This is a genomic window from Streptomyces sp. RPA4-2 (assembly GCF_012273515.2).
In the GTDB taxonomy this organism is placed as follows: domain Bacteria; phylum Actinomycetota; class Actinomycetes; order Streptomycetales; family Streptomycetaceae; genus Streptomyces; species Streptomyces kaempferi.
In genome coordinates this window covers 2320334-2332503 of the sequence record NZ_CP050975.2, presented here as the reverse complement: position 1 = coordinate 2332503, position 12170 = coordinate 2320334, and the positions used below count along the sequence as shown (strand labels likewise).

Sequence of the window (12170 nt, the reverse complement as noted above, 5' to 3'; positions counted from 1 at the left end):
CCCGCCCACATCCGCGGGCGCCGGCCGCCCATTGGCGGAGATCACCAAGAAGCAAGCGCGTACCGCCGGTAATACTTGTCGGTAACAACGTCTAGCCGCGGCCGGTCCGCCGTCCTACGGTGCATCCATGCCGAACCTGCCCGATGTCGTGCTGTGGTCGATACCCGCCTTCGTGCTGCTCACCGTGATCGAGATCGTGAGTGTCAGGATCCATCCGGACGAGGAGGACGAGGGGTACGAGGCGAAGGACGCCGCCACCAGTGTCGGCATGGGCCTGGGCAGTCTCGTCTTCGACTTCCTGTGGAAGATCCCGATCGTCGCGCTCTACACCGCGATCTACGAACTGACACCGCTGCGGGTGCCGGTGCTGTGGTGGACCGTCCCGCTCATGCTGCTGGGGCAGGACTTCTTCTACTACTGGTCGCACCGCGGACACCACGTCATCCGCATCCTGTGGGCCTGCCACGTCGTCCACCACTCCAGCCGGAAGTTCAACCTCACCACCGCGCTGCGCCAGCCCTGGACCACCTGGACCGTGTGGCCCTTCTACGTGCCGCTGATCGCCCTCGGCGTGCACCCGGCGGCGCTCGCGTTCTGCTCGTCCGCGAACCTCGTCTACCAGTTCTGGATCCACACCGAGCGGATCGACCGGATGCCCCGCTGGTTCGAGTTCGTCTTCAACACGCCGTCGCACCACCGGGTGCACCACGCCTCCCAGGGCGGCTACCTGGACCGCAACTTCGGCGGGATCCTCATCGTGTGGGACCGGCTCTTCGGGTCCTTCGTCCCGGAGACCGAGCGGCCCGTCTACGGGCTCACCAAGAACATCGCCACATACAACCCACTGCGCGTCGCCACCCATGAGTACGCCGCCATCGCCCGGGACCTGAAGGCGGCGGCGAGCTGGCGCGAGCGCGCGGGACGGGTCTTCCGCGGCCCCGGCTGGCAGCCGGCCCCGGGTCGCGCCGAGCGCGCGCCGGTCACGGAGTCCGCCGCGTGAGCACACGGCACGCGCGCGTGCTGCTCGTCTCCTTCGGCGCGGCGGCCCTCGTGGACCTCGTCTCGCTGGCCGCCGGGTTCACACCGGGGCACCTCGTCGCCAAGCCCCTCCTGATGCCGCTGCTCGCCGCCCACACGGTCACCCGCGGCGGACCGCGCCTCCTGGTCGCCGCGCTGCTCTGCGGCTGGGGCGGCGACCTCCTGCTGCTGTCCGACGCCGACCCGGCCTTCCTGGTGGGGATGGCCTCCTTCGCGGCCGGACACGTCTGCTATCTCGTCCTTTTCCGGAGAGCCGCCGCGCTCCGGCCGGCCACCCGCGCGCGGGGAGCACTGCTCACCGGCTACGCCCTCGCCGTGACCGCCACGGTCATCCTGCTCTGGCCCGGCCTGCCCGCGGGTCTGCGGATCCCCGTGGCGGGCTACAGCCTGCTGCTGACCGCGATGGCGTACGGCGCCACCGGACTCGGACGCCTCGCGGCCGCCGGCGGGGCGCTGTTCATGCTCTCGGACACGCTCATCGCCACCGGGGTCGCCGACTGGCCGCAGCTCCCGAGACCGGACTTCTGGATCATGTCGACCTATGCCGCCGCCCAGTTCTTGCTGGTCAGCGGAGTACTGAGCACCCTCGGCGCGCGGCCCGCGCCGCGGGCGGCGTACGGTGAGATGCGCTCAACCACCCCCTGAGCGCATCTCACCCCAGCCGATCAGCCGAGAAGGATCCTCGTCATGCGCGCCACCACCATCCACGCCCCTTACGACATGCGCGTGGAGGACGTGCCCGAGCCCGTGGTGCAGTTGCCGACCGACGCGGTCGTCCGGGTGCTGCGGTCCTGCATCTGCGGGAGCGACCTGTGGGCCTACCGGGGTGAGGCGGCGCGCAAGGCGGGGCAGCGGATCGGGCACGAGTTCCTCGGCATCGTCGAGGAGGCCGGCTCCGACGTGACCGGGGTGCGGCGCGGGGACCTCGTCGTCGCGCCGTTCATGTGGTCCGACGGCGTCTGCGACTACTGCCGCGAGGGGCTCACCACCTCGTGCGAGCACGGCGGCTTCTGGGGCGCCGTGGGCTACGACGGCGGGCAGGGCGAGGCCGTGCGGGTCCCCTTCGCCGACGGCACCCTCGTCCAACTGCCCAAGGAGGCGGCCTCGGACGACCGTCTGCTGTCGGCCCTCCTGACGCTGTCCGACGTCATGGGCACCGGCCACCACGCGGCCCTCGGCGCGGGGGCCCGCAAGGGCGCCACCGTCGCGGTCGTCGGGGACGGCGCCGTGGGCCTGTGCGCCGTCCTGGCCGCCAAGCGGCTCGGCGCCGAGCGGATCATCGCACTCGGACGCCATGAGGTGCGTACGGACATCGCGCGCCGTTTCGGCGCCACGGACGTCGTCGCCGAGCGCGGCGAGGCGGCCGTCGAGGCCGTGCGCGAGCTGACCCGGGGACAGGGCGCGCACGCCGTCGTGGAGGCGGTCGGCACCGAGCAGTCCATGCGGACGGCCGTGAACATCACCCGCGACGGCGGCGCCATCGGCTTCGTCGGGGTGCCGCACGGCAGTGGCACGGGCCTGGACCTGGGCGTCATGTTCGACCGGAACATCGCGCTGCGCGGCGGGGTCGCACCGGTGCGCGCGTACATCCCGGAGCTGCTGCCCGACGTCCTCGACGGCACCATCGACCCGTCGCCCGTCTTCGACCGGACCGTCGACCTGGAGGGCGTGCCCGAGGGCTACAAGGCGATGGACGAGCGCACCGCCCTCAAGGTGCTCGTCACCAACGGCTGCTGACGGTCCGAAGACTGCCGGCGACCTGCGTGGGGACACCGGCGCCGAGCCGGTCCGCGGGCCGGCGCAGCCGCAGCCGCGCGAGCAGGGCCAGGACGGCGACGGCGGCCACCAGGAGCAGCTTGGCCGGCAGGGCGCGCCCGTACGACGTCGACGTCAGCTGGTCCAGGACCGTGCCGGACGGCATCCGGCGCAGCGTGCTCCCCGCGGCCGTCGCGGTGATCACCGCGAACAGGACGGCGGCCACGCGCGCGTAGCGGCCGAGCAGTGCCGCACCGGCCTCGGCGGCGCCCCACGCGCGCAGCATCCGCAGGACGTGCGGCAGGCCGCCCGCCCACAGGGCCGCGCAGGTCACGTGCACGAGGGTCGGACCGGATCCGATCAGTGGGTGCTGCTCGGCCGGCGGGTGGGAGCGCAGCGCCTCCGCGACCGTTGCCAGCGGCCGGACCTGGGCGGCCGGCCGTCGCGAGAGGGCGCACAGCCCCGCCACGGCGAACGCGTTGACCGCCAGGAGCGCGAGCTTGCCGTCCCGGGTCCGGTAGAGGCCGCCGACGTCCATGTCGGAGAGGTGGTGCGGCAGCAGATTGCCGGTGGCCACCACCGAGGCGAGCCCCGGCGCGGCGACGAAGCCCGCGGCGGCGGCGTACGGTGCCCAACTGCGCGGCGTCACCCGCGAAGGCGCGCCCGGCACCCGGCGGGCCGGCCGGGCCGCGAACAACTCGCCCGCGGGGACGCACAGTGCCGCGAACAGGACCGTACGCAGCAGGGCGATGCCGCCGACTCCGGGGGCGGCGGCCTCGCCGGTGCCGTCCAGCGCGGGGCGCGGGCCGAGCAGCGGGATCAGGGCGGCCAGGGCCACCAGGACGAGCAGGGCGACGGCCGGTCCGGCCGCGGGGCGCCGCGCGGGACCACTCGTGCCCGCCGCCTCGGCCGTCGGTCGTGGCGAGGTCACCCCGAGATCTTCGCCAGTCGGCACAGACCCGGGCAAGTGCGGGGAAAGAAGCGGTGGTTGTGCATTCCGCCCGCAGGTACGTGTCCGGCCGGGGCATCGCTCACGCCCGCCGGGCGCACCGGGTGCTCGGCGCTGCCCGGGGGCTCAGGCCCACCGGGCCGCGTCCGTCCCCCAGCGCCCGGGTGGGCGCGCCCAGTCGGCCGGCCCGCCGGTGAAGGAGACGGGTGTCCTGGCGTACTTGAGCCGGCCCAGGTCACTGTCGGTCTCGGCGAGCCAGGGTTCCGGGTCGTACGAGGCCTCCGAGCGCTCCTCGTCCGGGCGCCCGAGCCCGTCGACCAGCCACCCGGCCGTCCGGGCGAGCGCCAGCCGGACGAGCCGTGTCCCGCCCTCCCGGGACCGTTCGGTGAGCGACCGGAGCACCGCGGCGGCCAGCAGATACCCCGTGCCGTGGTCGAGGGCCTGCGCGGGCAGCGCACCCGGCCGCTCGGCGGACCCCTCGATCGCCGCGATCCCGGTGGCGACCTGCACCAGACTGTCGAAGCCCCGCCGCCCGGACCACGGCCCGTACCGGCCCCACGCCGACAACTGCGCGACCACCAGGCCGGGCCGCCGCGCGGCCAGTGCCTCCGGTGTGAGCGCGAAGCGGTCGAGGGCGCCGGGCCGGTACCCGGTGACCACGACGTCGGCCCCGGCGAGCAGGTCCTCGAAGGTACGGCGGTCCGCGCGCCCGCCCAGGTCGAGCTTGGTGGAACGTTTCCCGAAGCCGGTGTCGGCGTGCGCGTCGGGGTCCTCGGGCAGCCATGGCGTGTCCACGCGCAGGACGTCGGCGCCCAGCAGGGCGAGGGTGCGGGTGGCGACCGGGCCGGCGATGACCCGGGTGAGGTCCAGCACCCGCACGCCGGCCGCGGGCCGCAGCGGATCACCGGAGAGCCGCGCCGGTGCGCTCGGCGCCGACCGGTCCGTCTCGGCGACGGACTCCCGGCTCAGCAGGGGGTGGCGCGCGACGGCCGCCCCCTGTTCGTGCGCCGCCCACTCCGCGGGCGTACGCAGGGCGACGGCCAGGCCCCCGGCCGCGTACACGGTGTCCTCCACCTCCGCGGCGGATCGCTCGCCGAGGCAGGCGGCGACCGTCTCCACGGACGCGTCCGCGTCCAGCCTCAGCGACTCCAGCAGCCGCGTCCGGTGGTGGGGATAGTTGGCGTGCGTGCGCACCCAGCCGTCGGCGGTCCGCCAGAACCGGGACAGCGGCGCGAAGTTCACGGGAGCCCGTCCGTCGACGAGCAGATGCCGTTCGCTGACGAACGCGGTGGCGACGGCCCCGTCGTCGACCAGCACCCCGGGAACGTTCCCTCCGGTGCGGACGGCGGTCAGCTCGGCGCCCGCGAGCGCGCACGCCCCCACGCACGCCCGCGCCAACTCCCGTACGGGCAGGCGGGCGTCGAGGGCTCCCGGCCGGACGACCGTCGACAGCCGGGACAGCAGCGCCGGGTCTCCGCCCAGCGCCGCCCACACGAACTCCGTACCAGCAGCCGATCGCGTCATACGGGCACTATGCCAGGTGGGTTCCGCGCGCCCGGGGGCGCGGAACCCACCGCCGCGGACAGACTCCGGAGCGGACCTTTTCGCCGGCCGCCTCCGCTCCGGCGCCATGGCCGTCCTCGGCGGACGGCCATGGCACCGGCGGCGCGGGTGAGGCACCGTCACCACACCGGTGTCACCGCTGCGTCGGCCGCGTCGGCAGGCGCGCCGGAGACCTCGGGTCCCGGGTTACCTGACCGCTCGCAGCGCGTTGACGATCCCGGCTCCGTAGAACCCGTTCAGGTGCTTGTTGCCGACGCAGGTGGCGTCGACGACGCCGTCGCCGTTCCCGTCGTACGGGCCGGCCGGGCAACCGGGGTTGTCCGCCTCGGCCTTCAGGAGCCTCTGGAGCGTGGCCGGTCCGGCCCAGGGGTACTTGGACTTCAGCAGCGCCGCCACGCCCGCGACGTGCGGTGTCGCCATCGAGGTGCCCTGCAGCCAGCCGTACTGGTTGTTCGGCAGCGTGGACAGGATGCGGCCGTCCTTCGACGGTGTGTCCGGGATCTGGAACCGGTCACCGCCGGGCGCCGCGACGTCGATGACACCCTTGCCGTAGCTGGAGAAGTACGACTTGGCTCCGGTGACACCGGTCGAACTCACCGTGACGACGCCCGGCAACTGGGTCGGCACGTCGAAGCACTTGTGGGGGTCGACGGTGCGGGGGACGGGCGTCGAGTCGTCGGGGCTGGACGCGTCCGAGAGCGCGTCCGCGTCGAGGTCGTCGTTGGAGTTGCCCGCCGCGGCGACGTTGAGCGTGCCCTTCCGCTGGGCGTACAGCTGGGCCCGGTCGACCGCGTCGACGATCGCCCGCTGGTCGGGGTCGTCCATGCAGTTGTAGAGCCACGGGTCCACGTAGTAGCTGTTGTTGGTGATCTCCACGCCGTGGTCGGCGGCGAACACGAAGGCGCAGACGACGCTCTCCGGGTAGAACAGCTGGGTGGAGTCCGGCTCGGCCACCGTGATGCCCGAGACCTTCACACCCGGCGCCACGCCCGCGACACCGACGCCGTTGCGGGCGGCGGCGATCTCACCCGCGACATGCGTGCCGTGGTAGTGGTCGGCGTCCACCGGGCGCCAGGCGCCGTACGTGGTGTCCGGCTTGCCGCCCACACAGTTCGCGGACTGAGAGGCGGAGAAGTTCGGGGCGATGTCCGGGTGGGTGTCGTCGACACCCACGTCGATCACGGCCACCGTCACCTTCTTGCTGCCCGGGTCCTTCTTCGCCGCCCTGTCGGCGCCTATCGCGCGCAGGTCCCACTGGTCGGCCTCCAGGGGCTCCTGGCCCGCCGCGGCGCTCCGGGAGACCTTGGCCGCCTCCGCGGCCGACAGCACCTTCGCCGCGCCCTCGTCCGTGGTCCCCGCGGCCGCCAGCGGCGCCGTCCGTGTCGCACCGGCCGACTGCACCCCGCGCACGGCGCGGATCCGGCTGCCGAAGTCGGGGTCGGCGGAGTGGACGACGATCACGCCGATCTGCTCGTAGGCGATGACGACACTGCCGCCGGCCGCGGCGATCGCCCTCTTCACCGACGCGATCGTGTGGTGGTCCGTCCTGGTGTTGACCACGTACGCCAGAGCGGGGCCGTCCGCGCGGGTGGCGGTGGACGCGGTGAGTGGTGCGGCCGACGCGGCGCCCGGCAGGAAGCCGAGCGAGGCGGTGAGCGACAGGACGACCGGGACCGCGAGGGCGAGCCGGCGTCTGGATCGCAGATGAGCCATGGGATCTCCACATCATCCGGAACGAAAGCCGCCCGAACACCCAGGGGCGCTCGGGCAGGTACATGACGAGTGGTGCAGGCCGAAGCTATCCCTCGTCCGAGCTGGCCAGCAACGATTTCCGGAGATGACTTCCGAAACGAGCGGGAGCCGACTTCCGAAAGAACCCGGGGGAGTTGAACCGGTCCACGCGCGGCGCCGTGACCTTGAACGGGAGCGCGAGCCCGCTCGGGCCCCCGGCGGATCACACCCCCTGCACACCGTCACCACCCGGTCAACGTGATCCGTGCCACTGTGAGGTTCGCACAACGTCCGTGCCCGACCCGTCCCGGTCCGCGAGCCCCAACTCGCCCCGCCCACCGCCATATCCGCACCCGCAACGCGAGGAGACTCCGTGGCTACCGACGCACCGCCCCCCTCGAAGGCCGATCCAGGACTGCCCTCGACCGAGGAGTTCACGGAGGTGCAGCAGAGCGCCGAGTTCGCCGAACTGCGCCGCTCGCACCGCTCCTTCGCCTTCCCCGTGACCGTCGGCTTCATCGCCTGGTACCTGCTGTACGTCCTGCTCTCGAACTACGCGGGCGACTTCATGGGCACCAAGGTGGCCGGCAACGTCAACGTCGCCCTGGTCCTCGGGCTCGCCCAGTTCCTCACCACGTTCCTCATCGCCTGGTGGTACTCGCGGCACGCCGCCGCGCAGCTCGACCCCAAGGCCGAGGCGATCAAGTCCCGGATGGAGGGCGGCGCATGAGCTCCGTACCGACCCTGATCGCAGCCGGTGAAGCAAGTCAGCACCGGCCGCTGATCATCACCCTGTTCTCGGTGTTCGTCGCCGCGACCCTCGTCATCACCGTCTGGGCGGGCCGCCAGACCAAGGACGCCGCCGACTTCTACGCGGGCGGCCGCCAGTTCACCGGATTCCAGAACGGACTGGCCGTCTCCGGCGACTACATGTCCGCGGCCTCGTTCCTCGGCATCGCCGGCGCCATCGCCCTCTTCGGCTACGACGGCTTCCTGTACTCCATCGGCTTCCTCGTCGCCTGGCTGGTGGCCCTGCTCCTGGTCGCCGAACCGCTGCGCAACTCCGGCCGCTACACCATGGGCGACGTCCTGGCGTACCGCATGCGCCAGCGCCCGGTACGCACCGCCGCCGGCACCTCCACGATCGTCGTGTCGATCTTCTACCTGCTGGCCCAGATGGCCGGCGCGGGCGTCCTGGTCTCGCTGCTCCTCGGCATCACCAGCGACGGCGGCAAGGTCGCCATCGTCGCCCTCGTCGGCGTCCTGATGATCGTGTACGTGACCATCGGCGGCATGAAGGGCACCACCTGGGTGCAGATGATCAAGGCCGTCCTGCTGATCATCGGCGCGCTGCTGCTCACCTTCCTGGTCCTGCTGAAGTTCAACTTCAACATCTCCGACCTGCTCGGCAAGGCGGCGGACAACAGCGGCAAGGGCGCGCCCTTCCTGGAGCCCGGCCTGAAGTACGGGGCCACCTCCACGACCAAGCTGGACTTCCTCTCCCTCGGCATGGCCCTGGTCCTGGGCACCGCCGGACTTCCGCACATCCTGATCCGCTTCTACACCGTGCCCACGGCGAAGACCGCGCGGAAGTCCGTGAACTGGGCGATCGGCCTCATCGGTGCCTTCTACCTGATGACCCTCGCCCTCGGCTTCGGCGCCGCCGCGCTGATCAAACCCGACGAGATCATCGCCTCCAACAAGGCGGGCAACACGGCCGCGCCCCTGCTGGCTCTGCACCTGGGAGGCGTCGACTCCGACTGGGGCGCCATCCTGCTCGCCTCCATCTCCGCCGTCGCCTTCGCAACGATCCTCGCGGTCGTCGCGGGCCTGACGCTGGCCTCCTCCTCGTCGTTCGCGCACGACATCTACGCGAACGTCATCAAGAAGGGGAAGGCCGACGAGAAGGACGAGATCAGGGCGGCCCGGTACGCGACGGTCGGCATCGGCGCCGTGTCCATCCTCCTGGGCGCCCTCGCCCGTGACCTCAACGTCGCCGGCCTGGTCGCCCTCGCCTTCGCGGTCGCCGCGTCCGCCAACCTGCCGACGATCCTCTTCAGCCTCTTCTGGAAGCGGTTCACCACCCCGGGCGCCCTCTGGTCGATCTACGGCGGTCTGGTCACCGCGGTCGGCCTGGTGCTGTTCTCGCCCGTCGTCTCCGGCAAACCCACCTCGATGTTCCCGGACGTCGACTTCCACTGGTTCCCGCTGGAGAACCCCGGCATCATCTCGATCCCGGTCGGCTTCCTGCTGGGCTGGCTGGGCACCCTGCTGTCCAAGGAGGAGCCCGACGCCGGCAAGTACGCCGAGCTGGAGGTCCGCTCCCTGACGGGCACCGGAGCGCACTGACGCCCCTCGCCGACGGCCGCGTCGTAGATCCCTACGACGCGGCCGCGCCGTACCTCGTGGGATCCGGCCACGCTGGATGTCCGTCCTGTCACGTAGGCTCGATCGTGCCTGGTAAGGATGATCCGCATCGAGGGAGGGGGCCCACATGCTCATCGACACCTACGGCCGAGTAGCCACCGACCTGCGCGTCTCCCTGACGGACAAGTGCAATCTGAGGTGCACGTACTGCATGCCCGAAGAGGGACTGCAGTGGCTGTCCAAGCCCGATCTGCTGACGGACGACGAGATCGTCCGCCTCATCGGGATCGCCGTCACCCGTCTCGGTATCACCGAGGTCCGCTTCACCGGCGGTGAGCCCCTGCTGCGCCCCGGTCTGGTGGGCATAGTGGAGCGGGCCGCCGCCCTCGCACCCCGCCCGCGGATGTCCCTGACCACCAACGGCATCGGCCTCCGGCGCACCGCCGCCGCCCTGAAGGCGGCGGGACTGGACCGGGTGAACGTGTCACTGGACACGCTGCGCCCGGAGGTCTTCAAGACCCTCACCCGCCGGGACCGTCACCACGACGTCGTCGCGGGCCTCGAAGCCGCCCACGACGCGGGCCTGACCCCGGTCAAGGTCAACACGGTCCTGATGCCGGGCCTGAACGAGGACGAGGCCCCGGACCTGCTCGCCTGGGCCGTCGCGCACGACTACGAACTGCGTTTCATCGAGCAGATGCCCCTCGACGCCCAGCACGGCTGGAAGCGCGAGGGCATGGTCACCGCCGGCGACATCCTCGACTCGCTGCGTACGCGCTTCACGCTCACCGAGGAGGGCGCCGGCGAGCGCGGTTCGGCCCCGGCCGAGCGCTGGCTCGTCGACGGCGGCCCGCACCGTGTGGGTGTGATCGCCTCCGTCACCCGCCCGTTCTGCGCGGCCTGCGACCGTACGCGTCTCACGGCCGACGGCCAGATACGCACGTGTCTGTTCGCCACCGAGGAGACCGACCTGCGCGCCGCGCTGCGCTCGGAGGCTCCCGACGAGGAGATCGCCCGCATCTGGCGCCTGGCGATGTGGGGCAAGAAGGCGGGCTCGGGGCTGGACGATCCGTCATTCCTTCAGCCGGAGCGTCCGATGTCGGCGATCGGCGGCTGAGGCGGCCCCGCCGAGGGCCCGCGGCGCGCGCTCAGGCGCCGGGGGCCACCCAGTCCGCCAGCGGGACCACGTCCTTCAGGAACCCGCGCACGCCGAGGAACTGGGACAGGTGCTCGCGGTGCTCGTCGCACGCGAGCCATGTCTTGCGGCGCTCCGGTGTGTGCAGCTTCGGGTTGTTCCAGGCGAGCACCCACACCGCGTCGGCGCGGCAGGCCTTGGCGGAGCACTGCGGAGTGGCGGGAGCGGGCGACGGGTCGAAGAGCGGGAGGTTCACGACTCAACCCTAGGCGGCTGCGGGACCCGCTCCGAACGCACCCCGAACGAACCTCGTACGACCCCGTGGACGGCCGTGGACCGGTTTCCGGTCGATCTTCGACGGGGACTCCCGCGCAGGCTCTCGCGCGGTGTTCGAACGGGCCCCGAACCGCTCTTCCCGTTCGTCGAACCGACCCTGATCCGGTCCCGGAAACGGCTCCCAAAAGGCGACGCCGAGCAGCCACGGGGGGAGCTGCCCGGCGTCGGTCTGTCGCTCCGACGGGGGATGCGGAGCGCGTACGAAGTATGTCACGGGTAACCCGCTGCCCGGCACCGGAACAACATGATTGATCTGAGCTTTTCTTGAGCTTGGCGCGCGGCCGGATTCCGTTTTCTGCGGATCGTCCGTGGTCAGGCGAGTGGCGATTCGGAGTCCTGCGCGCTCGCGCGGGCGGCCCCCGGTCCCGTCCCGGCGTCGGCGGCCACATCCTCCGGGACCGGCTTCGCGAAGGCGTCCGGCCGGGGCGGGGAGATCATCGCGGGGCCGGGAAGGGTGACGAAGGTGGAGGGCAGCGACGGCGCGTTCTCGCGGCCGGCGTTGGCGATCACCACCGCGACATAGGGGAGCAGGATCCCGAGCACCAGCGCCACGAGCGCGACGTGCCGCTCGACGTTCCAGAGGGTGGCGGCGAGGATCACGGAGAGCGTGCGGACGGACATCGAGATGATGTAACGGCGCTGTCTGCCACGGACGTCCTCGTCGAGTCCCTGCCTGGCCCCGGTGATCCGGAAGACCTGACCGCCGCTCTGCTTCCGCAGCATGTGCCACCACCTGCCTGTGTCGGACTCTCCCCGGCCCGTACCCGCACGGACCCGGTCAGGGACGCGGGCCCGAACAGGTTCCACGTTACGCCGCGCCTGCGTCGCCTTCGAGACCGGGGCGGGTCCGGTCCGAGGGGACCTGATGCGCCGTCCCGCGTATGGCCGAGCCCGACATGCGCCGTACGACGGCCGGACCGAGACTGGGCGTACTGCTCACGCGGAGCCGTACTAGGAGGCATACATGGGCTGGTTGTGGGCGATCATCGTGGGCTTCGTGCTCGGCCTGCTGGCCAAGGCGATCCTGCCGGGCAAACAGCACAGCCCGCTCTGGCTGACCACCATCTTCGGCATCATCGGCGCGATCGTCGGCAACGCCATCGCGGGCTGGCTCGGCATCGCCGAGACCAGGGGCATCGACTGGGGCCGGCACGCGCTGCAACTGGTGGCCGCCATCGTCATCGTCTTCCTGGGCGACATGGTCTACATGTCGCTGCGCGGCAACAGGCAGCGGGCCTGAGGGTACGGCGGCCTGACGGTGCGCCTGACGGTACGAAGGAGGGGGCGGCCCATGAC

General features: G+C 72.0%; 12 protein-coding genes. 7 read left to right on the top strand and 5 right to left on the bottom strand.

All coding sequences use genetic code 11. The annotated features are described in order from the left end of the window. The first annotated feature begins 127 nt into the window (after positions 1–127). From HEP85_RS09915 to HEP85_RS09905, 3 genes are read left to right on the top strand one after another with little or no spacing between them, the layout of a single operon-like run. Positions 128–1000 carry a sterol desaturase family protein gene (locus tag HEP85_RS09915; protein ID WP_369657668.1) on the top strand — a complete coding sequence of 291 codons (873 nt, stop codon included), beginning with the start codon at positions 128–130 and terminating at the stop codon, positions 998–1000. Beyond that, positions 997–1683: a lysoplasmalogenase gene (locus HEP85_RS09910; protein ID WP_168533490.1), complete on the top strand. Its 687-nt coding sequence runs from the start codon at positions 997–999 to the stop codon at positions 1681–1683. The genes HEP85_RS09915 and HEP85_RS09910 overlap by 4 nt, the downstream gene beginning before the upstream one ends. 42 nt (positions 1684–1725) lie before the next feature. Then, positions 1726–2775: a zinc-dependent alcohol dehydrogenase family protein gene (locus HEP85_RS09905; protein ID WP_168527447.1), complete on the top strand. Its 1050-nt coding sequence runs from the start codon at positions 1726–1728 to the stop codon at positions 2773–2775. On the opposite strand, the gene HEP85_RS09900 is transcribed toward HEP85_RS09905, so the two are convergent. The 3 genes from HEP85_RS09900 to HEP85_RS09890 form a co-directional block, all read right to left on the bottom strand. Further along, on the bottom strand, positions 2759–3724 hold the full coding sequence (locus HEP85_RS09900) for a CopD family protein (protein ID WP_369657667.1): 966 nt from the start codon (positions 3722–3724) through the stop codon (positions 2759–2761). The two genes, HEP85_RS09905 and HEP85_RS09900, sit on opposite strands and share 17 nt — an antisense overlap. A 144-nt stretch (positions 3725–3868) precedes the next feature. Further along, positions 3869–5266 carry a CoA transferase gene (locus HEP85_RS09895; protein ID WP_369657666.1) on the bottom strand — a complete coding sequence of 466 codons (1398 nt, stop codon included), beginning with the start codon at positions 5264–5266 and terminating at the stop codon, positions 3869–3871. 225 nt (positions 5267–5491) lie between these two features. Further along, complete coding sequence (locus tag HEP85_RS09890) at positions 5492–7018, bottom strand: S8 family serine peptidase (protein WP_168527445.1); 1527 nt, start codon at positions 7016–7018, stop codon at positions 5492–5494. A gap of 391 nt (positions 7019–7409) precedes the next feature. Here HEP85_RS09890 and HEP85_RS09885 point away from each other — a divergent pair, with 391 nt between their 5' ends. From HEP85_RS09885 to moaA, 3 genes are all read left to right on the top strand, one after another. Continuing rightward, entirely contained in the window at positions 7410–7766 is a 357-nt protein-coding gene (locus tag HEP85_RS09885; RefSeq protein ID WP_168527444.1) for a DUF485 domain-containing protein, read from the top strand. Further along, entirely contained in the window at positions 7763–9385 is a 1623-nt protein-coding gene (locus HEP85_RS09880; protein ID WP_168527443.1) for a cation acetate symporter, read from the top strand. Before HEP85_RS09885 ends, HEP85_RS09880 begins: the two co-directional genes overlap by 4 nt. 145 nt (positions 9386–9530) lie before the next feature. Next, on the top strand, positions 9531–10520 hold the full coding sequence (moaA, locus tag HEP85_RS09875; protein WP_168527442.1) for a GTP 3',8-cyclase MoaA: 990 nt from the start codon (positions 9531–9533) through the stop codon (positions 10518–10520). A gap of 31 nt (positions 10521–10551) precedes the next feature. On the opposite strand, the gene HEP85_RS09870 is transcribed toward moaA, so the two are convergent. Together HEP85_RS09870 and HEP85_RS09865 are read right to left on the bottom strand one after the other, a co-directional pair. After that, a complete protein-coding gene (locus HEP85_RS09870; protein WP_168527441.1) occupies positions 10552–10794 on the bottom strand; it encodes a hypothetical protein in 243 nt (80 codons plus the stop codon). A gap of 392 nt (positions 10795–11186) precedes the next feature. Continuing rightward, positions 11187–11597: a DUF3099 domain-containing protein gene (locus HEP85_RS09865; protein ID WP_211117895.1), complete on the bottom strand. Its 411-nt coding sequence runs from the start codon at positions 11595–11597 to the stop codon at positions 11187–11189. 241 nt (positions 11598–11838) lie between these two features. On the opposite strand from HEP85_RS09865, the gene HEP85_RS09860 reads away from it, so the two are divergent. Further along, complete coding sequence (locus HEP85_RS09860; RefSeq protein WP_168527439.1) at positions 11839–12114, top strand: GlsB/YeaQ/YmgE family stress response membrane protein; 276 nt, start codon at positions 11839–11841, stop codon at positions 12112–12114. The last annotated feature ends 56 nt before the right edge of the window (positions 12115–12170 follow it).